This is a genomic window from Vulcanisaeta souniana JCM 11219, from assembly GCF_026000775.1.
In the GTDB taxonomy this organism is placed as follows: Archaea; Thermoproteota; Thermoprotei; order Thermoproteales; family Thermocladiaceae; genus Vulcanisaeta; species Vulcanisaeta souniana.
Genome location: NZ_AP026830.1, coordinates 1,229,278 through 1,252,399, shown reverse-complemented (window position 1 = coordinate 1,252,399; position 23,122 = coordinate 1,229,278). Strand labels below are relative to the sequence as shown.

Annotated in this window: 29 protein-coding genes; 18 read left to right on the top strand and 11 right to left on the bottom strand. The window is 51.3% G+C overall.

Annotated features, from left to right (window positions below):
• Positions 1-12 precede the first annotated feature (12 nt).
• Positions 13-1,107 (bottom strand): DEAD/DEAH box helicase, encoded by a 1,095-nt coding sequence (locus Vsou_RS06835; RefSeq protein ID WP_188602866.1) that lies wholly within the window; start codon positions 1,105-1,107, stop codon positions 13-15.
• A 586-nt stretch (positions 1,108-1,693) separates the two neighbouring features.
• On the opposite strand from Vsou_RS06835, the gene Vsou_RS06830 reads away from it, so the two are divergent.
• The 4 genes from Vsou_RS06830 (at position 1,694) to Vsou_RS13355 (ending at position 4,056) form a co-directional block, all read left to right on the top strand.
• Positions 1,694-2,005, top strand: coding sequence for a hypothetical protein (locus Vsou_RS06830; RefSeq protein ID WP_264890686.1), 312 nt, complete (start codon positions 1,694-1,696; stop codon positions 2,003-2,005).
• A gap of 367 nt (positions 2,006-2,372) precedes the next feature.
• The gene (locus tag Vsou_RS06825) at positions 2,373-3,446 is read left to right on the top strand and encodes a hypothetical protein (protein WP_264890685.1); all 1,074 of its coding nucleotides are present in this window, start codon (positions 2,373-2,375) and stop codon (positions 3,444-3,446) included.
• Between the two features lie 114 nt (positions 3,447-3,560).
• Positions 3,561-3,728 (top strand): hypothetical protein, encoded by a 168-nt coding sequence (locus tag Vsou_RS06820; RefSeq protein ID WP_188604161.1) that lies wholly within the window; start codon positions 3,561-3,563, stop codon positions 3,726-3,728.
• Positions 3,729-3,738: 10 nt separating this feature from the next.
• Entirely contained in the window at positions 3,739-4,056 is a 318-nt protein-coding gene (locus Vsou_RS13355) for an AbrB/MazE/SpoVT family DNA-binding domain-containing protein (RefSeq protein ID WP_373286831.1), read from the top strand.
• Here Vsou_RS13355 and Vsou_RS06815 read toward each other — a convergent pair.
• Complete coding sequence (locus Vsou_RS06815) at positions 3,945-4,262, bottom strand: hypothetical protein (RefSeq protein WP_188604160.1); 318 nt, start codon at positions 4,260-4,262, stop codon at positions 3,945-3,947. The two genes, Vsou_RS13355 and Vsou_RS06815, sit on opposite strands and share 112 nt — an antisense overlap.
• A 63-nt stretch (positions 4,263-4,325) precedes the next feature.
• Here Vsou_RS06815 and Vsou_RS06810 point away from each other — a divergent pair, with 63 nt between their 5' ends.
• Positions 4,326-4,997 (top strand): hypothetical protein, encoded by a 672-nt coding sequence (locus Vsou_RS06810; RefSeq protein ID WP_188604159.1) that lies wholly within the window; start codon positions 4,326-4,328, stop codon positions 4,995-4,997.
• Positions 4,975-7,224, top strand: a complete 2,250-nt coding sequence (locus tag Vsou_RS06805; RefSeq protein ID WP_188604158.1) for a hypothetical protein — start codon at positions 4,975-4,977, stop codon at positions 7,222-7,224. Before Vsou_RS06810 ends, Vsou_RS06805 begins: the two co-directional genes overlap by 23 nt.
• Positions 7,225-7,883: 659 nt before the next feature.
• On the opposite strand, the gene Vsou_RS06800 is transcribed toward Vsou_RS06805, so the two are convergent.
• From Vsou_RS06800 to Vsou_RS06790, 3 genes are all read right to left on the bottom strand, one after another.
• Positions 7,884-9,005 (bottom strand): hypothetical protein, encoded by a 1,122-nt coding sequence (locus Vsou_RS06800; protein ID WP_188604156.1) that lies wholly within the window; start codon positions 9,003-9,005, stop codon positions 7,884-7,886.
• Positions 8,986-9,135: a hypothetical protein gene (locus Vsou_RS06795; protein ID WP_188604155.1), complete on the bottom strand. Its 150-nt coding sequence runs from the start codon at positions 9,133-9,135 to the stop codon at positions 8,986-8,988. The genes Vsou_RS06800 and Vsou_RS06795 overlap by 20 nt, the downstream gene beginning before the upstream one ends.
• Before the next feature lie 355 nt (positions 9,136-9,490).
• Positions 9,491-9,868 (bottom strand): AbrB/MazE/SpoVT family DNA-binding domain-containing protein, encoded by a 378-nt coding sequence (locus Vsou_RS06790; RefSeq protein ID WP_229709956.1) that lies wholly within the window; start codon positions 9,866-9,868, stop codon positions 9,491-9,493.
• Between Vsou_RS06790 and Vsou_RS06785 the strand changes: the two genes are divergently transcribed.
• The 7 genes from Vsou_RS06785 to Vsou_RS06755 all read left to right on the top strand — a co-directional run bounded on the left by Vsou_RS06785 (position 9,861) and on the right by Vsou_RS06755 (position 15,498).
• Positions 9,861-10,307, top strand: a complete 447-nt coding sequence (locus Vsou_RS06785) for a hypothetical protein (RefSeq protein WP_188604154.1) — start codon at positions 9,861-9,863, stop codon at positions 10,305-10,307. The genes Vsou_RS06790 and Vsou_RS06785 overlap by 8 nt on opposite strands.
• A complete protein-coding gene (locus tag Vsou_RS06780) occupies positions 10,307-11,467 on the top strand; it encodes an ATP-binding protein (RefSeq protein WP_188604153.1) in 1,161 nt (386 codons plus the stop codon). The genes Vsou_RS06785 and Vsou_RS06780 overlap by 1 nt, the downstream gene beginning before the upstream one ends.
• Positions 11,460-13,520, top strand: a complete 2,061-nt coding sequence (locus Vsou_RS06775; RefSeq protein ID WP_188604152.1) for a helicase HerA domain-containing protein — start codon at positions 11,460-11,462, stop codon at positions 13,518-13,520. The genes Vsou_RS06780 and Vsou_RS06775 overlap by 8 nt, the downstream gene beginning before the upstream one ends.
• A gap of 26 nt (positions 13,521-13,546) precedes the next feature.
• On the top strand, positions 13,547-13,921 hold the full coding sequence (locus tag Vsou_RS06770; protein ID WP_188604151.1) for a hypothetical protein: 375 nt from the start codon (positions 13,547-13,549) through the stop codon (positions 13,919-13,921).
• A gap of 10 nt (positions 13,922-13,931) precedes the next feature.
• Positions 13,932-14,333 (top strand): hypothetical protein, encoded by a 402-nt coding sequence (locus tag Vsou_RS06765; protein ID WP_188604150.1) that lies wholly within the window; start codon positions 13,932-13,934, stop codon positions 14,331-14,333.
• A gap of 10 nt (positions 14,334-14,343) precedes the next feature.
• A complete protein-coding gene (locus tag Vsou_RS06760; protein WP_188604149.1) occupies positions 14,344-15,027 on the top strand; it encodes a hypothetical protein in 684 nt (227 codons plus the stop codon).
• Positions 15,028-15,102: 75 nt separating this feature from the next.
• Entirely contained in the window at positions 15,103-15,498 is a 396-nt protein-coding gene (locus Vsou_RS06755) for a hypothetical protein (RefSeq protein ID WP_264890684.1), read from the top strand.
• A gap of 48 nt (positions 15,499-15,546) precedes the next feature.
• Here Vsou_RS06755 and Vsou_RS06750 read toward each other — a convergent pair whose 3' ends face one another.
• Positions 15,547-15,939 carry a hypothetical protein gene (locus Vsou_RS06750; protein ID WP_188604147.1) on the bottom strand — a complete coding sequence of 131 codons (393 nt, stop codon included), beginning with the start codon at positions 15,937-15,939 and terminating at the stop codon, positions 15,547-15,549.
• Positions 15,940-16,011: 72 nt separating this feature from the next.
• Here Vsou_RS06750 and Vsou_RS06745 point away from each other — a divergent pair, with 72 nt between their 5' ends.
• The gene (locus tag Vsou_RS06745; RefSeq protein WP_188604146.1) at positions 16,012-17,169 is read left to right on the top strand and encodes an AAA family ATPase; all 1,158 of its coding nucleotides are present in this window, start codon (positions 16,012-16,014) and stop codon (positions 17,167-17,169) included.
• Between the two features lie 30 nt (positions 17,170-17,199).
• Here the strand turns inward: Vsou_RS06745 and Vsou_RS06740 are convergent, their stop codons facing one another.
• Positions 17,200-17,532, bottom strand: coding sequence for an STIV orfB116 family protein (locus tag Vsou_RS06740; protein ID WP_188604145.1), 333 nt, complete (start codon positions 17,530-17,532; stop codon positions 17,200-17,202).
• 131 nt (positions 17,533-17,663) lie between these two features.
• On the opposite strand from Vsou_RS06740, the gene Vsou_RS06735 reads away from it, so the two are divergent.
• The gene (locus Vsou_RS06735; RefSeq protein ID WP_188604144.1) at positions 17,664-18,230 is read left to right on the top strand and encodes a hypothetical protein; all 567 of its coding nucleotides are present in this window, start codon (positions 17,664-17,666) and stop codon (positions 18,228-18,230) included.
• A 299-nt stretch (positions 18,231-18,529) separates the two neighbouring features.
• Here the strand turns inward: Vsou_RS06735 and Vsou_RS06730 are convergent, their stop codons facing one another.
• Positions 18,530-18,658: a hypothetical protein gene (locus Vsou_RS06730; RefSeq protein WP_264890683.1), complete on the bottom strand. Its 129-nt coding sequence runs from the start codon at positions 18,656-18,658 to the stop codon at positions 18,530-18,532.
• 51 nt (positions 18,659-18,709) lie between these two features.
• Between Vsou_RS06730 and Vsou_RS06725 the strand changes: the two genes are divergently transcribed.
• Positions 18,710-18,988, top strand: coding sequence for a hypothetical protein (locus Vsou_RS06725; protein ID WP_188604143.1), 279 nt, complete (start codon positions 18,710-18,712; stop codon positions 18,986-18,988).
• Here Vsou_RS06725 and Vsou_RS06720 read toward each other — a convergent pair.
• Genes Vsou_RS06720 through Vsou_RS06710 form a run of 3 tightly spaced genes read right to left on the bottom strand, consistent with a single transcriptional unit; the run spans position 18,985 to position 21,844 of the window.
• Complete coding sequence (locus tag Vsou_RS06720; protein WP_264890682.1) at positions 18,985-19,866, bottom strand: hypothetical protein; 882 nt, start codon at positions 19,864-19,866, stop codon at positions 18,985-18,987. The genes Vsou_RS06725 and Vsou_RS06720 overlap by 4 nt on opposite strands.
• A gap of 31 nt (positions 19,867-19,897) precedes the next feature.
• Positions 19,898-20,452: a phospholipase D-like domain-containing protein gene (locus tag Vsou_RS06715; protein ID WP_188604141.1), complete on the bottom strand. Its 555-nt coding sequence runs from the start codon at positions 20,450-20,452 to the stop codon at positions 19,898-19,900.
• Between the two features lie 39 nt (positions 20,453-20,491).
• Complete coding sequence (locus Vsou_RS06710; RefSeq protein WP_188604140.1) at positions 20,492-21,844, bottom strand: hypothetical protein; 1,353 nt, start codon at positions 21,842-21,844, stop codon at positions 20,492-20,494.
• 47 nt (positions 21,845-21,891) lie between these two features.
• Between Vsou_RS06710 and Vsou_RS06705 the strand changes: the two genes are divergently transcribed.
• On the top strand, positions 21,892-22,164 hold the full coding sequence (locus Vsou_RS06705; RefSeq protein WP_188604139.1) for a hypothetical protein: 273 nt from the start codon (positions 21,892-21,894) through the stop codon (positions 22,162-22,164).
• A gap of 50 nt (positions 22,165-22,214) precedes the next feature.
• Positions 22,215-23,105 carry a hypothetical protein gene (locus Vsou_RS06700; protein WP_188604138.1) on the top strand — a complete coding sequence of 297 codons (891 nt, stop codon included), beginning with the start codon at positions 22,215-22,217 and terminating at the stop codon, positions 23,103-23,105.
• Positions 23,106-23,122: the final 17 nt, after the last annotated feature.

Here is a 23,122-nt window from a genome sequence, read left to right as displayed (position 1 = left end):
TTAGGCATTAATCTACTCGTTTAAAACCATTAATTTATACCGAGAACCACTGAGATTAGCCGCAGCATTTATTACCTGCAACTCACTCTTCGTGGCCAGAGTCACCGCGCGCCCCTTCCTATCAAGTCTCGCGGTCCTTCCTATCCTGTGAATGTACGTTTCCGGATTGCTTGGCACATCGAAATTAATTATTAGCTCCACATCAATTATGTCTAAACCCCTGGAGGCTAAATCCGTAGTTACCAAGACGGCATCCCCATCAGCATCCCTAAACCTCCCCAACACCTTCTCCCTCATGTATTGTTTCATGCCACCATGAAGCAACAATGCATAGTAATCCCGGGACAACTGCCTGTGTAATCTATATGCTCTCTCCCTAGTATTTGCAAAGACTATGGATTTACCTGCTAACTCCTTCGTCATGACACCATACTTCTCCCTCCAAAAACCATTAATCAAGTACACGACCTGGTCCACAAGCGGCAACTCATACTCGTGGTTACCCGTCCTTAGAAAGACAGGGTTCCTCATAATACTACGCAATAATTCATAGATTTCCCTGGGCAGAGTTGCAGTGGCAGCATAGGTCTGTCTTCTATTGTGCGCTAGACTTGATATAACACGAACATCATCTATAAACCCCATATCCATCATCCTATCCACCTCATCAATAACGAAGTAATCAACACGACCCAAATCAATGTAGGACTTCCTCACCAGATCCAGCAATCGGCCGGGAGTCGCCACAACAAGGGACGCATCCCTTACAGAACTTATTTGTCCATCATAAGGCACACCGCCATAAACAACGGCATGCTTAAACCCAAGGTACTTATTGAAGTAGGTAAATTGCGAAGCAACCTGGAGTGCTAATTCGCGGGTTGGCACGATGACTAAGGATTCCGTAACCTTACCAACCATGGAATTCATAATGGGCAGTAGGTAGGCCGCGGTCTTACCGCTACCTGTTCGAGCCTGCATGGCAACATCAATGCCCTTCAAAGCCTTGGGAATCACCAAGCTCTGGATTTCCGTGGGCTTCTCAAATCCAACATCTAAAAGGGCTTTCCTAAGTTCTTCTTTTAGTTCGTCAAATACCTCATTCATTCAGTGCCAATAAACTGGGCATTAATAAAACGGAGCCTAAACAAGCACTTCCTTCTAATTCCTCGGGTTAACTCCAGGAAATAAAATCGTCAAATTGTGAACTACCCAGTCCTGAAGGGCGAGACTTCCCGTTTCACAAATCCGCACTGCCCATGGTTTTTACCACGGATAGAGGGCAGGGAGCTCCTCAGTGCCTGCGGGTTCCTACCCCGCTAACTTAAGGATGCGTAACATAGACATCAATCATAATCCTAATGTCACTTGGATCCTACTGAGATATAAAGTTTACAATTAACATGTTGCAAATCCAATATAGGATTGCACATAAATTTCCTGCGGCATGAAATAACGAACCACAGCGCTGTTAGAAGAGATAGAACGCAGGACTGGCGGGCCCGGTGGGATTCGAACCCACGACCTACGGGTTAAAAGACCACAAAATCGAGAATGATACAAGCGTATAATCGAGAATGGAGTTCACGCTCGTGCCATTACATAGCTGATTTCCTATTATGTCTTTTTTCAGTTATACATGCTCGTTCCCGTCCCACGAGAAGCTAATTACCACGCTCTACCCCAGTGGGGCGTGGATGCCGTGTTGCTTAGGGAGGCGCTGAGGGAGGGGGGCCAGGTCGTGATAATGAGGTTTGTGAAGAATGGTAGCCAATACATAGCGAGACCAATCGAGGGCTTCGACCAAATCCTAAATGCATTGGCCGGCGTGCTCGTTAACACCACACTTATTCTGGATGGCGGGAGGAGGGCCTCATTCATCGCCAGGGTGGGTACGTACCACGGGGCTAGGGTGATTTACCTGCCGAAGAAGCTGAATAGGATTGTGGAGGAGTACTGGCGGGAGGATAGGCAGGTAATCGCCACGATAAGCGTGCTTGAGTAGCCGTTCGCCCGAGGGTGGTGTCCACAAACGACCATGAACCACCCCAAACCACCACCCTCGGGTTCATCACGGCTCCTCAATCCCCTGCCCCCCGCCTGCGGGAGCTGTGCTCCCATCGGCGAAGAGCGGTTCATGCCACGGTCCCCCTCACCTAGTTCATCGAGTTCATCCCTGCTATAATATCACTTTTTACAGAAGAGTTTATAAGTTTTTCTGTAGTAATTTTTCGTGGTGTAGAGAACTATGCCTGAAGAATACGTGTTTCACGCTAGGATTTCGAAAACGAGCCACGGACTATTGTGTATATACATTCCGAAGGGGCTCAGCTCGAAGATGCAACATCTACATAGGAGAGAGGTGATAATACGTGTCACAGTACCAGATGAGTGATGATGTGGTTGATGCAACACCACTTATAAAGTATGTTACCGTTATCGGTAGACTAGTCCCCATTTCGTCGGAGGACTACATGAAGTTAGTTAGGCTGGCATATGATTTCAAGAAAGCGGTACTTTACGCCACAAGAATGATAGCCAAAGGCATAGATGCTAACTCTATCCTCAGGGAACTCAGGTCAATGCTTAACAAGGCTTATGGTGACTCAGCGTACAAGGTTGCAAAGGCAATTGTAGAAGGATGTGAATATAGCAATGGCAATCCAAGGCATATCAAGATAAAGAGGCTTTTCATTGTAAGCGATGGTGAAGCATCTAGGCTTGGAAACCGAAACATTAGGTTAGAGTCTGTAGGTGTAGTCAAGATTAAGTATCCCTACGATAGCTCATGGCTCACCTTCAAAGCTTTATTCGGCAGAGAGTACTTACCGCTAGTTGCAGAACTGGTGGAGCTTGCTAGGCAGAAGAGGGTTAGCTATGGGGCTAGAGTAGTGTTTAGGGATGGTAGGATATATCTGCACCTCTCTGTGCCGTTAGAGCTATACCTAAAGTTCTTTAGGAAGGGAGGGGCTGGGGGAAGCCTTGTTGCGGGATTCGACTTGAACAGCGATAGGATAAACATGGTGATAGTCGATAAGTGCGGGAGGATAAGGGACACCGGGACTGCGTGGTTCCCGGAGGTGACATCCCATGGATTCCCAAGAAACAAAGCCAAGACGAGGAGGCTTGAAGCACTCTCGAAATTGCTTAGGTATGCCTACTATCATGGTGTTGGTGTTGTTGTCTTTGAGAATTTGTTTGCCGTTAAAAAGAGAGTTTTTGGCAGGAATAGAATTGCAAATCGCAAGATAGCAAGATTTGCAAAAGGAGAATTGTTACGGCATGGCGTGGTTATGGCTATGAAGTACGGTTTCAAAGTGTACCTAGTAAGTCCAAAGGGTACATCAAATTCTAGAGAACATGATGAAATAATGAAGAAGTATGGATTAGACAGACACACGGCATCAGCATATCTAATAGCCCTGAAAGGACTAAACCAGCCATAAACGACCCTGAACATTGTTTCTGCCCCGCCAGTGGCGGGGCGAAACTTTCACCCTAGCGGGTAAGCGCTTGCCTGTATTGAGAGACTAATTAAGCCTGCTGGGTTTTAGTACTGAATGGGGAGGCTTGAGAGGGTTGTGATTAACTGCGGAAATGCGGTCGTGGAGCTCTACAGGGTGCCCGGTAGGGACATATACATTGAGGTCGGTAGTGACGTGTATTACGAGGGTTCTCTCGAGGAGGTTAGGAGGCTTGTCTGTGGCGAGCTAATTAGCAGGAGGTAATATCCAGGCAATGATGACAAGTCGGTTAAGGCTGGTGAGGGTCTCGAGGAGGCTTCTAATAAGCCTCGGTACTCACGTTAAGAGTAGCTCCCCTGTCAGGGTGATGATACTCCTACCTCGCACTGGCGAGGTTGTTAAGTTCGTGGCGAGGACTTTTAAGGATGGGAAGACAATCACCGTTAGATTGCCCGCGCCATTGGCGCGGGCTTACGGCATTCAGCCGGGTGATGAGGTTGTGGTACTGGGCATAGAGGAGCTTGAGAGTATTGAGTCAATCTCGAATAATAATTTAGCCACTGCCCAGCCCCTTTCCGTGAGTCGCAGTTGAACCTCCCTACCCCGTTGCTCCTCAATCGCTAGTCCATACCTCACGAGGACTTCCCTAGCCCTCTCCCAGGTGCCCCTGCCAATCCGCGTGGGCCTCACGATATCCACCCAACCACCCACACCACCGACTAGGGCGAGCCCCATGATTACCTTCAAGCCGGCCAACCCAATCTCATTCCAAGCCTCATTATTAATACCCGCGGGCATAATTACTGCCTCTTTAACTGATTCAAAAACTGTACTGTCCACGGAGGAGTTAGGTTTAAATAAGTGTCTGTTCTGGAACAGACAGTGACAGAGATACTGATACTCCCCGAGGGGGATAAGCAAACAGTACATACACCCCCACCATGCCTCGTGAGGCATGAGAATTTATTCAACGATCTCCTCGAGAAATTCAAATACAATAAATTCAATTACCAATTCTACCACATCAAGACACCCCAGCTCCGAAAATGGCTCGGGAGCATTGACAAGGACTGCCAGGAATTGAAGCTAAATGACGTGACCAGGTACCTCACCGCAAGGGGCTTCCTCATCCTCGCCCTCGGTGGTGATGGATCGAATTCCTCGTGGATCATTGCCGTGGACCCACGAGACGTGGCTCAACTACAATTCCTAGCCTCGTGGTGCGGGTCCTTGAAGTTCACGAGGCAAGTCATCGAGGATAAGGATTATGTTTTAAGATCGATTACATATATGCAATTGCCCGATTCCGTGAAGGAGGACCTCAGGACTGCCGTGAGGACGATCCTGGATGTCTACTCCACGTGCATTGGGGAATTGAGGGATAGGGAGGTCTGCATGAATGAGTCGAGCCTTACGGTTGTGTATCGTGAGTGGGCTTTCCTCCTCACGAATTCTAAGGTACGACTCGTGAAGGACCCGTGCAAGGCATTGAGGAGGATCACGAGGGGTGGTGATGGTGCTGGCGGGGAGTGAGGCTAGGATTGGCGTACTCATTGCGGGTGTGGAGAGTGAGGAGGAGGCTAGGGAGATTCTCGAGGATGTGGGGATTCTAGTGAATGATACTGTCACGGCTCGTGGTAAGGTTATTATAATTAATATTAATAAGGAATTAACCACGCTTGGCGACCCCGTCAGGGTTGAGACTGACAATGGCACGTACATCCTCGCGTACAAGGATGTTGATTGCCCACTAATGAATACTATTAATAGTCCCATACAGGGTGTGGTGCATGGTACGAGGCTCGCCCTCGCGAGTCAAATCTGCCTAAAGCTTTGTGGCGAGACTGAGGCTAGGCTCGGGGATTACATAGTCCGTGCGAGGCAGGAGGCCGGTGACTTAGTTCACGCCTGCCTATTCAACCCCACGACTGGCGAGTGGCGTGAGGGTACTGTCCACGCTGATGACTTGAATGATATCAAGTCTATCCTTGGAATTGGCGAGGGCTTGGCGGTGGAGTTGGCGAATCTATTGAGGAGGCTCGTGAGTCCCTTCAGGCAGGTACAATGTCTCAAATGGCTCGTGGGTAATGAGGAGTACTGCCTCGAGTCCCTCACTATACGAGAGGTCAATAATGGGCAGGTCGAGCTGTGGCTGGAGAGGGAGAGGAGGGGTGGGTTGGAGAGGGTGTTCCTCGCGAGATTGCCCGCTGATGTTAGGATTATTCATGATGAATTCCTTGGGCAGGAATTCTACACTGTCTACATAAATGATAGGCTCATTATCGTCTCGAGTGATATTAACGACTTTGCAAATGCACTCAAGAATAGGGGCTTTATTATCGAGCGATTGGATAGGGAGGTACAACTCGCCATCGAGGCGTTGGCCAAGAGGATGAAGGGGTATCTGATGCCTGGGATTACCGATGATGGTATTGTGGACCCGTACGGGGAGCTTGATTTGAATGATTACGGCGTGGAGGGTCTCGTAAAGGCTTACGAGTGGGTCGTGAAGTACTACCCCGAGGAGAATCGAGTGAGGGCCCTGGCGAATATTGCCCTATTAATAGCAAAGATCGTGAGTCCAATCGTGAGGAAGCATAACAAGACATTCGTGGACTTCGTGGTTTGGAATTATGGGAGGGGTGGTGAGGGTAAGACGACGCTTGTGGAGTACGTACTAACCCCGCTCCTCGGGGTTGGTGGTATTAATGAGTACGTCGTCATCAAGGGTCCAGTCAAGAGGGACACTCAGTTTCGAAACCTCGTAAGCCTCCACAGATTGCCCCTAATACTCGATGAGCAGGACCTCAAGAGCCTTCGGGAGAATGCTGGGATGATCATAGCCACTGCCGTGGGTATGGGTACGATTGGGATTCACGCATCGAAGTATGGGCTTGGAATTGGGGCCAGGTTCGTGAACATGAGGGGCGTGATCGTGAACACGAATGTGACATTCCCAGCCTTTCTACACGAGGCAATCTCCAACACGAGTGACGTTGCCCTCGCCAGGAGGGTTCTAGTCATTAATTGGAGTCACGAGTCGGTGGACCCAACAGCATTTGATGATTTACCGGTAGTGAAGCCCATCATGGGGGCAGTAAATAATGTGTTTAGGAAGTACAAGAGCGAGCTCATGAGCTCGAGTGACCTGATTGACCTAGCCGTGAAGATCATGGTGGCCCTCGCCCGCGAGTACGCGAGGGCTGATAATGAGAGGGTCGTGATTGAGGATTATGTTAAGGCTCTCGAGAATGTTAGGAGTGAGTACGAGGTTGAGAAGCCCCAGTTACTGGAGGATGACGCGGAGGAGTTTAGGAATGCATCATACGAATTCGCCAGGAAATTGGGCATCCAGGTGAGGTCGTGGATGGACGTGGTTGATGCATTACTGAATAACTCGCCACAAAGCGGTGTTGAACTTCACGGGGCTAGGTACGCTGATGAGACCACTGCGATACAGGAGAGGGTCTTGAAACTCCTCGGTGTTGGTCCTAACGAGGACTTCCTGACGAGCCCCAGGGTGCCGAGTTCAATAGCTAGGGCACTCAGTGAGGGTAGGGTCAAGGTCTACGTGAGGGCTAACGCCCTCGGTGTAGTCCCCGGCGGTTGGAGGCAGTGGTTGGGTAAAACGGGTACGCCGTATAGGGGCAGGCGGTATTATGTCTTGGACTTGGATGAGTTCCTTAGGGTCTTCGTTGAGGGGGATGAGGCTTCACGAGAAGCCTCGGGGAGTAATGGGGAGTTGAATGAGGCGTCTTAAACTACTACTAGTGTACTACGGGATTCTACTGTTCTACTGATTCTACTGCACTCTAAGAGAGTGCCAGTTTTTCTGGCTATCGTGGGCTTATGGGGAATTGAAATAGGGGAATTGAACGTGGCTTACAATAAGAATTTAACTAATACCCCTAAAAGGCGCAGTAGAATCAGTAGAACAGTAGAATCCCGTGACTAGGTTGTAGAATGCCTAAATAACTCTTTACATTGTCTAATTCTCGATTCTTATCGAGGAGTTCATGGGCTAATTAAGGCGGGGAGCCACTGCATGGGCGTGCTTGACTGGTACGAGCTGGTCATCGAGTTCTTGAGGGAGGAGGTCGTTGATAACCCGCATTATAGGGTTAACATCAAGCGTGACGGCATCTTCAAGTTCAGCACGAGGGACTTCCACAAGTGGCTCGTTTCGAGGGGCTTGGCTATGCCAGGCAAGGTCAGTGCGTCCCTCAGGCTGGCCATGTACTTGCCAGGAGCCCTCGAGAGGCTGGGCTTGAGGCTGGTGGCTAGGAGCCACGGTGCCGTGACTCATTACTACATTGCTAGATGGACTCAACCTCAAAGGGCTCCTCAAGGAATGCCTCACCAAGCCTCTCGAGGCTTAGGAGACCGAGCCCGAGTGCCTCGGGCCTAGTCACAAAAAAGTTAGGAAGCCTCGCCATTCATGGCGGGGAGGTATTTTAATGCCCAGTGTAGTGGTATGATGTCTCTTTCTCCCTCAAACCTGCATTTAGGGCACTCCATTATCCTCATACGCCTCGTAGCCTTCCTTAGCCTGAGCTTACCCCCGCAATTAGGGCAAATCGTACTGTATAGCCTCTTCTCTTCCCAATAAATGCCATACCATGATAGTATATTCTCCAAATGTTTTGCAAACGATAGTAACGTCCTCTGCAGCCTCGTTCCTCTTAAGCCCTCGTCATCTGGAATATCAATTAATACTAAGGGATCCTTACCATGCCTCCTGGCAATCCTCCTAACCCTCATGACAATCCTATCCACGGTCTGCTGAACCCAACTTTTCACACTCCCGCTTAACGTCCTCCTAATTATAGCCGAGTACTTGTTTATCTGAGCTTGCGTTATACACCCCTGATTATACAGGTTATCCCTGATTTCCATCAGACGCTTAACAGTAATCCATCCCCCAGCCCTATTAGGCGGTCTGTATTTCTCCGTCTTAATCAGTTTCCCATCCCAATAATGCACCACAATTCCATGTGAACTGTTAAGGTCGACAACCACGAGGAGTGGGTTTTTAGGAGGAACTACCTCGTTCTTTTTATGCAACACTATCTGTGCCACTAGTTTCCCACCTCTTTCGAACACCCTTACAGTTTTCCTGTCCGGCTTCTCAGCTAACCTCTTGTTCAGCCACTCTAAGGCACGAGGTGGAATTGTTATTTCCACCTTTTTATTTAATCTTAGCACTAGTTTCCCATCTCTTATGAAAGCACCCTTGTTCTCATGCAAAGCGTCTACTAATGGTAGCTTAAGAACAACGGAATATGGCATGGGAGTCTTCTCGATGCCTTTAAACAAGTATATTGGGTCTTTCTCGTTAATTATCTGCCACCTCCAGTAGCTCTTTATACCCTCTTTTACTCTTTGCATAACAGCATCTGAAGGCTGAATCCCCAGCCTTTTAGCCCAATACAGGTGGGAGGCTAGCACTTGATATTGCCTAATAAACTCTATAACCTCTCTGTCGACATTTGCCTCTAGTGTTAGGATCCTAAACCCCTCTTCAACCTTCCTTTGCGACAATTATTATCACCTCCTCATTTTTTTCGTAGAGTTCCCTCGCCTTTTCTGAAAACTCCTTAGGGATAGTTATTATGTACCTGCCTTTCCCATGGCTTGCGATTCTTCCTCTAAAAACTAATTCCACACCCATATGTTAAATGAAGACCACAAAATTTAAAAACTTTGTGGTTCTTATTATTCTTAGAGTTGGTAGGTAGCGAGTCTAACAGACGATGAGCTACCTACCGCCCGCAGCTGACGGCGGGGACTGAGCACTGATGCCTCCCCGGTGAGGGGCGCCTGAAGTGTGAGGGAAGCCCCAGGGGAAGAACCCCCGCCCTGAAGGGCGGGGAGCCGTCAGAATGACAGCCCTATCCCTCATTATCAAGACCACGTCGGCATTATAGTCATCGGCAATGTTCAGGAGGTCGATGTACCCAGCGTACTCGCTACCATAACGCTCAATGACCCTGCCATTGTGGATGATGGCTAGGCTGATGAGGAGGCTACCCAGTAGCCTTCTCGCCATTGCCTGGCTCAATACTAACCACCCTCACGGTATCGAGGGGCTTAATCCCATAAGCCTCCCTAACACTCCTCGGAATCGTGAACTGCCTCGAGTCAGTATTCCTAGTCCTAAGGAGCTTCACCCTAAATTGAGTCCTAAAGCCATTGTACTCTATCGTGATGATGGCATTCCTATAATGATTAATGCCCAGTGCCCTACTCAAGCTGGCTGGTACTAGGACTTGATTATTAATGTAGACCCTAGCCTCGTAGGGCATGCTCGTCACGTTAAAGCCCCTTGCACCCCTCCTGACCATTAATTCCGGGTTACGGCCAATCCTAATTAGCCCAATTAGCGGGTCCGCGATAATGGGCATTGGGGTAAAGTACCTCCCAACCGATGGGGGATTCCTAGTCATAATGCGCGGGAGTGCGGATGTTCACGATAGTGATACTGTAGTAAACGCCACAATCCAAGCCCTAAACTGCCCCTATGGGCTCCTCAGTGACTCGGAGACCGTGATTAGTGAACTAGTCGATGCAGTCCAAGCCGGGTACATGCTCATTGCCTACAGGCTCAGGAAGCCCATTACGGACCCAATCAAGCTTGGCTTGAGCCACATGGACTACGAGGCTCATTACTCGAGGCCAGTCCTCGTGTGGCTCGCCCACGAGGATGGGAAGACAATAAGACTGGCTAGACTCCTCAAGCCCTGCTGGATTGGAGGCTTCAAGTGCAGGGCGTGCCAGGCATCGGCGCTGGTCATAAACTCAGTCCTGAATAAACTGGGACTGTCCAATATAATGGTGAGGTAATGAAGCCTGGGGATTTATTGGACATTGCGGTTAGGAATGAGGCTCACACGCTCGTTATCGGGCGTCCAGGGGCTGGGAAGACGAGCCTAGTCAGAATAGCCCTAGCCCAGAATAGGAAGCCAGCCCTAGTCTTTGATTACGTGGGTAATTACAGGGGCTTCGTGGATTACTACGGGGTTTACCCAGTAAACCCACTCGAGTTCGTGAAGCCCCAGGACTTCATTGACGCACTGGCTAAGGTGATTCTAGTCGCCTACGGTTATGCTAACGCCATGAGCCCGGCAATGGAGGAGGTCCTCCTCACGGCATTCGAGGAGTCCGCAATCTCCAGTGGGGAGGGTGAGGAGGGGCCCGAGTATAGTATACCCCACGCCCTCCAGTGGCTCTTTACAGAGGGACCTGGCTACTTCAGGAATGCTGACGAGCTGGCGGCGCTCAGGGGCGCGAGGCGTAGGCTTAATGAGCTCGCGAATAATATACTCTTCGCGAGGAGGACCCACCCAGTACTAGGGGATTGGCTCGATGGCAAACTGAATGCCCAATTGGGCATTAGACTCAGGGGCTTTAGTCTGAAGCAGGTGCTCCTCTACGTGACTACACTCTTGACCATAATGGCCAGGCGCGAGGTTGAGGCTGGCGACTGGCGTTTCGTGGTTGTCGACGAGGCGCAGTACTTCGCTGGTGTAGAGGGTATTAGCCCACTGGAGGAGGCTGTTCGTATTGCCCGTAATTATGGTTTTCTCTTTATTGCCATCACCCAGAATGCCAGGGCTATCCCAGAGAGGATGATGGATGTGTTCAAGGTGATTGTCGACTTTAGGAGGTCCTCAACCCCGAGGAAGGCGTTGGTTGAGGTCTACGTCACTGACCCCGAGTTGGCTAGGCTGGCTAGGGTCTCGAGGGCTGATGAGGAGCCTGTACTCAGGGACTTCGTGGACGTTGACGTGAGGAGTCTTAACGCCTTGAAAAGGCGTGGTGTCGACTGGTTCGAGTGCCTCTCGAGGGCTAACCTCGAGGATTCCATTAAGAGGCGTTATATTTACTACAAGGCGAGGGTTGCTGGTAAGTGGGTTGATAGGATTAGGGACTTGAGTGACTACCCAGAGCTCTGGGACTGCATGTCTAATTACCAGAGGCAGGTAATGGCGGGTAATGGTTGACGTTGGACTAGCGAGGAGGGTACTAGTAATTACCCTACTAGTCTCGGCGATTGCCTACAAGCCCCTAGCCCCACTACTGGGCATTAGCCTAGCCCTAATCCCAGACTGGGCCCAGTGGCTACTGAGCCTCGTCTACGGGGACTCCCTGGCCCCCAAAATCGAGGTTGCCGGCGCCTTTAGGAGGGCTATAAAGAGGGCTGATGGAGTGTGGCTCGAGTTCTATAAATTCGAGCCTCTTGAGGATATTTCCACGAGTGGGGTTAGGGTCATTGACGTACTCGCCGAGCTCCTCAATAGGCTTAGCCTGGCTAGCCTCGAGCTGGGCTTCTTCAAGCTTAGGCTTGGTGGTCAAACCCTCAAGGTATTGAGGGTTGGGTACATGGATAGGGGCGAGTTCGAGGGGGTCAAGCCCCTACTAATGCAGTACTTCAGGCTTGAGGAGCTACCCCAGAATGTTATGGAGCAGTTAATCGGCGTGATAGAGCCAGTGCCCATGTACTGGCTATTCCTCGGCATTCCACTACTCCTACTCACCGGGGCGCCACTAGCCCACAATTGGTACTATGGTGTAGTAGCCCTAGCGGGCTTCGCAATCGGCTTCGTGAGGGGTGTTAAGGGGCTCTCGATTGTTAGGAGCCCCATTAGGTTCAGGGCTAGCCTCGCGGGTACGGACTTACTCTATTCAATGTATACTAATAATGATGCCTATACTTACGCGATGAGTATTGCCCAGCTCCCGGCTTGGGGTATTGTGGTTAGGGAGGACCCAGTGCTTAGGGGTGCCCTGGAGAGGGCTTACGCATCATTTCGTGAAAAGGCTGTGACGCGAGTGAGGGGTAGGTACGAGGTCAGGAGTGAGAGGCTTTGGAATACAATCCAAAGGCTAAATAATGGCGAGCGTACGTATAGGATCAGCATCTGGCTTGATGCGGATTATAACCCAATCCCGAACACGAGGATTGGGAGGCCCATTAACTGGCTCTGGCCACCGAGACTCCCAGCCCTCACCAGGGACATCACAGTCATGCCCATTTTGCATGGTGCCCAGGTCACCAGTGGGCTTGGGCGTGCAGTCATCGAGGTTGGGATTGATAGGTATAATAATCCAGTCCACCTGGACTTCGATGCCCTACCCTCGAGTCACGGCCTAATTGTTGGCCCCACTGGGATGGGTAAGACTAAGACTACAATGAGCCTCATTCACAGGCTCGTTAGTAATAACTCGGGCATTAGGTTCCTAATCCTGGACCCCGAGGACGAGTACTGCCAAGTCCTAGCCAAACTCGGCTTCCACTGCCTCTACGCTGGTGATGCCTACATTGACTTTCTAGCCCCCAATCACGAGGAGCCAGTGGTCAAGGCTAGTGATGTTGCGGAGGCATTCAGGCACGCGTTTGGTGTTGAGGATGAGGCTATCTACAGGCTCTACAGCATGCCATACCAGGGCTTGGCGTGGGCGCTAGAGTGGCTAGTCAATAATAGCCAGTACGCGAGGTACTGGCGCATTGTAAGGGGCTTACTACCGAGTCAACTGGTGAGCCTCGATGAACTGCTTGAGTATAATGTCGTCATTAAATTCACTGATAGGGATAGCGGGCGTACCCTCAGGCAGGATGATAGGTACGTGGCCCTAGTAATGGAGTTACTCATTACAGAGGCATTCAGGGCATTCCTAGCCAGGAAGTCACCCAGCGAGTTGGTGACTAATGTCCTCATTGCCGATGAGGCCTACCTAGTCCTGGGCTCCAGGGCTATTTGGCAATTAATCAGGGCTGGGAGGAAAAGGGGCCTGGCACTCTGGTTCGCCACGCAGTCGGTGCGTGATGCCCCACCCAGCATGATCCAGAATATTGGCTGGGGCCTAGTCCTGGCTGGCCCCGATGCGTATGTTGAGGAGGTCAAGCCGTACTTCGGCTTATCGGCTAGTGATTACGAGTGGTTGAGGAAGTCATTAACGCCCAGGGTGCTTGGTGGTTACTCCATGGGTGTGCTCTACGTGCCTCCAACCCCAAGGCACGTTTACGTGAGGCTCGAGGATTTGGTCCTAGCCTAATTAATACCGTGCTCCCACTTGAGAGCGTGGTTTGTGGGGTGTACCTCGACTTCGTGAGGCGTGTTACTAGCGAGCCTAGATTCCTCGCTAACATTAGGCACCCGGAGGCTGGGTGGAAGGTCTCGAGGAGTGAGTTGAGGATGTTCCTTGGGGAGAAGGCCACCATGCAGTGCTTCATTAGGGCATGCCAATTAATGGGGCTCGCTGTCCACTGGGTTAGTAAGAAGTCAGTCCTCATAAGGAGGGACCCCATAGAGGCCTTTAGGCAGTTACTCGCTCCCGGTGGTGATGGCGAGTATTGTATTAGCCTCGATGATGCGAGGCTCTTCGAGGCTAGTACTGGCTTGAGGATTGTGGATTTGGCTGGGAGGCTTGGCTTGAGGGTTAGGATTACTAATTAAGTGTCTAGCCATGGAATTGGCTAGTATGACCAGTGTGGTACTACAGGCTGGATTACCACCAGTGATCAGCCAGTTACTAAGCATGATCAATCCCGTAGTGAATGCACTCCTCTTCCTCTTCGCCCTAGCCTTCTGGCTATCCTTCATTGGCCTACTCCTCTACGCCATGAGGTACTTCCTAGGCGCAACCCCAGGCATGAGGGGTAGGGCGCTGGAGGCTATTGTCGACTGGGTGGAGGGGAACGCGAAGGTGATCCTCGCGGTATTCGCTGTGGTCTGGATCATCTACTTCATACTACTCTACCTAGCCACCCAGGCTGGGGCTAGCCTGGGCTTTACTGCCTGGGACTTGTTCAGGGACTTGTTCATACAGCCCATCATAACAATGTTCCACTACGTCTTCACTGGCTAGGTGATACCATATGGTCTATTGTAATATTGAAGAGTTGGATGCGGAGACCAAGAGGCTTCATTACGAGGTCCTTTATAGGCTATTCAGGGCTTGGCTCCTTGGTGTTAGGGTTAGTTTTGATGATGTTAGGAGGGAGCTCGGTGTGGGTACCTCGAGGTTTGATAAGGTTCTCGATAGGATGGAGTTCTGCCAGGGCTTGGGGTGGATTAGGTGCCGTAGGGGCTCGCAGGGTAGGAATAGAGTGTGGTGCGAGCCAACCCTCGCGGGACTACTGGCACTCGCTAGGGAGGGGGAGTACTGGAAGAGGCTTTGGGGCCTGGCTATAGAGCTCATGAGGAATGGGAGGAGAAGGGAAGCCTACGATCTGGCGAGCATCCTCTCCCTCGCCAGGGCTTTCAAATTCGACATTGACATTGTGAAGTCCGTCCTCAATGTAATTCGCGGGCTCCTCTCGAGCCCCGAGTTCGCTAGGTTCATGACCAGCCGTATCAAGGGGCTGGGGGATGGGCTTGGGGTGATTAGTGCTTCACTGGATGGTGTACTCTCGAGTGGGCTTGACTTGGGTCGGGCTAGGGTGATCCTCGCTACTGTTTGGATGATTCTTGAGAATGCCTCTAGCCTCGTTAGTGATGTTTTCGCCAGCCCCGCCCTCACTGGTCAGGCTGGGGCTGGCTACCTCGAGTCGAAATCATGAAGCCCCCTTAATTAGACTTATGCCTCGCCCTCTAGAGCTAATTAGGGGGTTTCTACCTCGTTACCTTAGACCCACATGGTGGGTCCTACTTTGAATAGGATAGGGGGTGTCAAAATAATCAAGGGTTATGGTGTCACTGATGAGGGTGTGCACGTGAGTTACGTTGAGGTCCTCTATAATGATGGGTTAGTAATAAAAGTCTTCAAGGGAAGGAAGTACGCGCAATCAGTACCAGTCTTCAAAAATGGCGTTATGGTAGGAAGACTCTATAGGGAGGCCCAATTGCTCGTGAGAATGCCGGGTAAGAGTATTGAAATGCTCGTTGATGGAAAGATAGCACAGACAATCCGATCGGTTATTGAAGTGAGGTTTGAGCCAACGCCAGGGGACATCATAGAGACAAATGACCCAATGCTTCAGTACCTTCACGACTACGTACTGTCTACGCTGACCGCAATCCCTGCCCAGTGACCCACCCCGGGAGGGCAGGGGAGGACCCCACAGGGGTCCTTAAAATTCCTACAACTTCTCAATAAAAGCATGAGTATTCCCAAACTCATCCCTCGAGACCCTAACCCTAACACCCTCATCAACAATGAGTGGCCTCTTCGGTAATTCACTAATCCACTCGACAACGTACCTCCTGAACCTGCCCAGCCTCTCCCTGGGCACTGCGTACAATCCAATCACGCCGTGCCACGTGAATCCACCGCCAATCAACACGCCATTATCCTGAATATAGCCCGCATCATCCTCGCTAATCTCGACCCAATCACCCCTTCTTGGATCGTAAATGAAGCCCCTAGCCTCTGGAATCCCCTGGCTAGTATCAATTATTGCCTTCACCCTCACGATTCCATACCTAGCCCCGGCATTGCCGGGGCTGGCATTATTAATCGCGTGATTAGTCATACGAGTGTATTATACGCCCGTATTTAAATTAGTATGCTAGGGCTAATTAAGCCCTGGCATGCCAACTCCACCATGCCCGGTGCACCGGGTGTTAGACTCGCATACCGATGGCTCTTTAGACGCCTCCCAGGCCAGCATGAGGCTGGCCTCGCGAGCTTGAGCGGACTAATACATGGGGAGCCAGTACTACTAGTGGGGCCACCAGGCACTGGAAAGACGCTCTTGATAACGAGCCTCGCGAGGATGGTTAATGCCAAGGCGTACATCATACAGCTCCACAAGTACATGACTGACGTGGAGGTCTTTGGTCCGTATAATGTAAGGGCACTCCAGGATGGGCGTTTGGTTAGGAATTGGTCGCCAATCATTAGTGCTGATGTCATATACCTCGATGAGGTCTTTAATGCACCGTCATTCCTACTTAATGCCCTCAACAGTATGCTCAACGAGCGCCTCATCTACGACCCATTCACTGGGGAGGTAATGCCGATCAGGGCATTCGCGATTTACGGGGCCTCGAATTATATACCACAATCGCCTGAGTTAATGGCCTTTGCGGATAGGTTCCCAATCAAGGCCAGCGTTGATTACGTGAGTCCAGAATTCTACGGTGAGGCACTTAGGGTTAGTAATGACTCTCAGGAGACACCCAGTGGTATTATAACTCCCCAGGAGCTTGGGGAGTTGAGGACTAGGGCGTTGGAGATTTTGGGGAGTGATGGGTTCACTGACGAGTACTTGTTAATTACCCAGGGGATTGCTGGGCTTAGGGAGTTCGGGGTCAAGATTAGCGATAGGACCCTATTCACAAAGCTACCCAGGGTCATTGCCAGCCTAATGGCTTTGCTTGACTGCCCAGCGGAGCAGAAGGGTTGTACCACGTACACGGCATTCCTCGTAATGCCCTGGGTCATTGGCTCCAGCCTACAATTGCCTGAGGAGTATAGGGCTAGTCCAGAGGACTCTGTAAGGGAGAGCCTCAAGATGGCTAGGAACGACTTCATGGCTCTAGTGAGTGCCGTGAGGGTCTTCATGAGGTACGAGGCTAAGGTGCTAGCCATGGAGCCAATGGACTTGGCTGGTTACGAGAATACTATCAATGATATTGCTGATGTCTTGAGGTACCAGAGGTGGTACTCATTCCTAGTGGACTTTCTAGAGTGGCGTGTCTCGTGGCTCAGTAAGAGGGCGGAGGAGAATGCCGGGAGGCTAGCAAGGGCTAGGAGTTAATAATCACCAAACCCCGCCACTAGGCGGGGTTCACTCAACCTTTACATGCCATAATTGGAAGAACCTCAATACTTCTTCAACGCTCCTAATTACTTGTCCTTCGGGTAGCCTCTGAACTAGAACGATGATTAATGCCTCGCTTCCTTTTGTCAACGTGGCATTCGCCCTGTTTGTAGGGACATTAACACCAAGGAGTATTGAAAGGGCATTTGCCGTTGCCTCGTGTCCAATAAAACTCCTTAATTGCTTCCCCTCGATGATCCTTCTAGCCTCCTCGGGGCTAATTCTCCTGGCTTTAATCACAACCTCGCCTTGGGAGATGGCATTAAGTGGTAGGGCGTTGAGGAGTAGGATTTCAGTCATATGGGGTCAAGCCCCTTGGAGGGGTTGGGCTTAATTAGGCTAGCGGGGCGTGTAGGATTACCACCCGAAAGTGCCCTAGCAGTGAGGCTAGGGCTTGATTAAGCCATTGGGCTAGCCCAGGCTGGAGTTGGGTGAGTAGGATTAGGATTACTGGGGCTAGTAGGAGTAATTCTAGCACGATATCCCTCCAGTCCTTCCCGAATTCCCACGCCATACCAGTCCTAATTACAGGCCCCATATTAATAAGTATCCCCAGAATGCGGGTATTAATCGGCCTTAATGCCTACCTAAAGCCCTCTGACGAGGGATTCCTACCCTACTGGTGCATTGTACTGGCACGCTACAAGAGTGTGGAGGCTCTCGTTAGTGAGCCTGTCACGGGTATTGCCTGGCTAATCCTAAGGCCAAGCCTGGACCCCGAGTCCATAGCCAGGGTAGTGGGTGCCTCGGGGGTTGAGGAGGTCATGGAGGTGGTGCTGGTGGTGGCTGGCAATGAGGTAGTCCTAGTGCTAGTGCCCAGGGAGCCGAGGAGGCTATTGAGGCTTTACAAGCCTGGCAGTGCCAGGCTTGGTGGCTTGGAGTGCGTGGGTTCGAGTCAAAGTCTTTACAGGGCTTGGGTTTGGGTTCTCGATGGTTTGGTTTCCTCCCTTGGTGTTGAGGGTTTACTCCAGTATGTCCTGGCTAGGTTCTTCGTGTAAGGGCTAATTAGGTGGCTTATTACCTAGCACCGAGCCCACATGTGGGCTGGTGAGGACAACAAGCTAGCCATGCATATCAAGCGCTTTGTTAAGAACCCATTTTATAGATTGTCGAAAAGTCAAATGCATGGACTCGTGACGCTGGAATATTCATTGACTGCAGTCTATTATTTAGCTATTCATGATACCCCAATTGCAATGATTGTAATAGGCTTATGGGCTACCACCCACGTACTAATCGAGTTCCTGCACCCTGAGTCCCCGTGATGATCCCACCAGGCGGGGCAGTGCCCCGCTCCTTACCCCAGTAGAATCCTCGCGAGCGCCTCGAGAGCCTGCTCCACACCCTCCCAATCACCACTACCCCACTTCTCGAGGAAATCCCTCAGTACTAGTCTAGCCATTTCCAGCCTCAACTCGCAATTCATCAGCTAGTACTCCCAACAAGCCTAATTAGGGGCTACCACTCCAGGGTATTCATGCCCCTTCTAAAGATTAAAGCCGAGATTAATAGCATAAAGGACATCACACCCCTCAAGAGGCTAATTAACGAGAATGACGAGGCGTACATTGCAAATGAGGGTAGTGAATTCGAGGAGGGCATCATAATGATGCCCGAGCGTGGGCTCGTGATTCACTATAATGGCTCCATTATAGAGGTAATAACAGAATTCGGTAATACAAGCGCGATTAAATTACTCAGGGAGTTAGGTGCATTCAATATTAGGATTGGAATCCCCGGCAATGCCGGGGATTAATCCTCCTGTGTGGGCACGCTTGAAGCCTCACTATAAGCCCTGACGAACCTCATTGGGTCACTCGTTAACTGCTCCAGGAGCCTCGCAATCCTCTCCCTAGACTCGCCTGAACTACTCACTAATGCCCTCCCCAGGGCTATTGCCAGGGCGTAGGCATTATCACTGCCAATTAATGCCCTAGCCACACGCCAGTGGTGCGTGAAGCTCCTGACCCTCCTGGCGATATTATTCACCACAGTGAATGGTATACTATACTTCACGAGCTCGCTAATGTCGAATGCCCTCAGTGTGGCTACTGAGGCGTCAATATCAACCCTAAGCCTCTCCTCAATCCTCGACTCACGCTCCACATGAAGCCTCCTACTAACCCTATTCGGCAGGATTACTGCCGATATCTCCCTCTTGAAGCCTAGGAATGGGCGAATGCGAATTGCTGTATAGCCGTCATCCCCAGCCCTAACCCAAATGCCCTTTACCACGCCATCACTAGCCTCATAACCAAGTACGCTTTCAGCGTACTTGGCGCCATACTCGACATACTCCGGCTTCCCGAAAAGACTACCCAACTTCACGGGTTCTGCATTGGGTAGTAACCTCCTAACAGCCTCAATGACCCGAGAGGGTGGGTAGTCAACATACGCGTCGGTAGCCACCCTATAGAGCCACATGCCACCCCAGGGCCTGAGCCAGGCGAGTAAGTCTGGCCTGGCTTTAGCGTGGTTGGCAATCACGTCACCACCAACCCACCTTCGCAACTGCCTCCAGGCCCTGGGGTTAACCCTAACAACGCCATAGCCAGTGAGGAGCCTCGGTGGGTACTCATCAAAGACCCTCCTAATGCCCAAGTCCTTTACCCTAATCATTAATTCCCCAGCCATAGGGGTCGGGGTTTAGCCTGAAGGCTCCTAATTAGCCCGTCAAGGGCCTTGCCCTAGACCACGCGTCCTCGAAAATCCTCCTAGCCAAATTCACGTCTATCGGGACTAGGACCTCGATATTCCTGTGAACCGCCGAGGGGGTCATGTTTGCACTCCCAATCCATGCCCTGTCACCGGCGATGTAGAGTTTAATGTGTATGAAGCCCTCCTCCCCAATGCGTGGGCTGACCCTAACATTAGCCAGCCCTAGCCGGCTATGCCTTGGCTTGAGGGACTTGAGTATTAGGAATAAGCCAATACCCAGGGGTATTGGGAAGAAGAGCCCAAGGGCTGGGCTCAGGATGACTAGGACCAGGCCAGGAATGAAGAGGCTCCACTTGATGCTAGCCATTGGTTGCCTCAATAGCCTGTAGAAGTCGTTATCCTCGTCAATGCTGGTTATGACTCTAGCCCTGCCGTTCCTAACCCTCTCGAGGAGCCTCCCCGCGTACTGCCCATCAATCCATGGGCTTATGACCATTGCCTCCTCGGCATTCAGGACTGCCTCGAACACGCCCGCAATGCCCCTGCCCGTCTGGTACCCCACGTGGGTTGGGGCTTGTTGGTGTATTAATTAGTATGCCCGTCAGCCCAATAGCCTCCTAAGCCAGGATACGAAGTAGTCCCAGGCAATGAGCCCGAGGCTCCCCACGGTAATTAGGGTGAATAGGCTCGCGAGGAGCCTATCAACAACACCACTCTCCCCAGCAATGGCATTATAAATGGCATAGGCGTACTCGAGGTAGCTGGCGAGGGTGGGTGAGTAACCCAATGGGGTACTCCCAACCCACGTGTTATTCACTACGCCATAGAGCCTCACTAGGCATGCCACCCGCCTCACTGTACCATTAATCACGAGGCTCCCCGGTGTCACATTAATGGCTAGCTCCCTATACCCCACTGGCGTGGGGCTTGGGAGTGTATAATTCACGCCAGTTAGACTCGCTAATTGGGCGAGGTCACTAGTGGCCTTAAGGCCCACTGGCTCGAGCCAGTGACTGGGCTTTACCGTGGCATTACAGCCCATGATTGACTCATTCCCAACCCTCACGAGGGTTGTATTAACACTAAAGCCACTACCCCAGAGCCATATTCGGCTTGGCTCGCTAACCAGGGTAATGACAGTACCATTCCCGAGGTCCACGCCACTCACGCCATAATACGCGCCACACGTGGCGTTACCACAGGTTATTGACCCCAGCACTGGCTCTAGCCTAGCACTAACTAGAGTCACTGGGCCAGTACTAATAGTATAATATGTATAATTCATTTTCAGCCACAGCCAGTAGGCTTGGTCCACGCCTAGGCTTGGCGAGTATAGTGGTATTATAAAGGGCGTGAAGCCGAAGCCCTGGCTAGTCACCACGAGGGCTGGGCTTGGGGTTGAGGTGACTAACGCGAAGCCCAGTGGCGGGCTCACGCTCATTACTGCCAATGCCCCAATCACGCTAATGATTGGGGCTAGCACGCCCGCGATTATGGAGAGGGCAACCCCAATGTAGGCAGTGAGTAGGGCAGTCTGGGCATCGTGGATTGCCATTATCATACTCACGCCGAGGATGATTGGGAGGTAGAGCCAGGCGTAGTAACCCACCGTGTATATTGCCAATAATGCCCAGGCAGTGTTTATAATGCTGACCAACACGTCGGCAATGAAGTCCAGCATATTTAGTACAGAGCCTCCTGGTATTGAGGAGGCTATTCCATAGATTAGCTTTAGGGTTAGGGCAATGATTGAAATGCCCATGCTCACTGGCTCCAGCTGGCTTACTGGTGGTGGTGGTAGGCTCCTCGGCACGAGTGGGAGTAGGAGTGATAGTATTATGGTGTAGGCGATGAATGGTGCCCAGTCGCCAAGGCTCCTATTCCTGAGTGCTAGGGTGGCTAGTGCAGTGCCAGCGAGGGTGGTGGCTAGTAGGTAACCTAGTGGATTCACCATTAGCAGGGCTAATGGTATTCTAATTAGGGCGTGAGGGTGCCTCACGCGTGTATAGGGTTTTACTCAGGGAGTTCATTAGGTACGTGCTGGAGCATAGGAATGATTACCTGGCGAATGTTAGGAATGCCAGCGTGGTCAAGATAACGACTAGGGACTTCACGCGGTTCCTGGGGATGAGGGGCTACAGGGTATCAGCATACTCGGTGAGTGGGATGATGGGTAGGATAGAGGAGGTGCTTGAGGAGTTCAAGCGGGCTGGTAGGATCACAGGCTACGAGTGTGGCAAGAGCAGGATGAAGAGGTGCCTCATCTACCTTTAGGGCGGGGAGGAGGTCAGACTCCTAATTAGAGCATGAGTGTGGTGATGCTCGTGTCCTACAACTGGTGGTACACGGTTGCTGGAATAGCCACTGCAGAAGTGGCTTACCTAATAATCAAGGTCAACTACACGCCACCACAAAAGAGGGCTGAAGTGTGGGAGGCAATCTGGTCATACGCTATAGCGTGGATTGTAATCATTAGCGTGGTGGCAGTACTCCAGAATGCGGGTGTCATAAGCCAGTCCATCGCCTCATCCTTCGGAATCCCCGTAGTCAAGCCCTCAAGCCCCTACATCCAGAGCCTACTCACAGAGTCCACCACATCCTGGGCAGTCTTCTGGGCAATAGTCTACACCCTAAAAGCCCTGGGCACGATAGAGGCGTTTGGCTTTAGGCTGGGCTTCCTATCGGCCTTGGCGGGCTTCATGGAGAGGATTACGAGCCTCCAGTGGCTCTCCTTCGAGTGGTTCATTGCAGACTTGGCAGTACTCTACGTCATGACCCTATTCACCGAGTACATGACTAAGTACGGCTTGTGGGCAGTCACGGCGAGCCTCATTGTGCCGAGGAGTACGAGGAGTATCGGCTCGAGCATTACAATGACGTACATGGTACTAGCCATAACACTCCCGGTAATGCTGGGCATGGTCCTAATGGAGCTACCCTACGTCCAGGTCGTAGTCATCAACTTCCCCTGCAACCCACTCCAGTCCACACTAGCCAATTTGCCAACCTGCCTACTCCAAGACTACCTGGCAATGGTTGGGAACACGCTGGCCACCACCTTCAACCTGATTGGTGGCTCGCCAATCAGTGCCTTCCACGCCTTCGTCTGGGACGCACTGCTTGATGTTGCCTACTCCCTATCCCTCGCGATTGCCTACTACCTCGCGAGGCTCGTGGACGCTGGAGCCTTCAGGGTCCTGGATGTGATTACCTAATTACGAGCCTCGCGAGG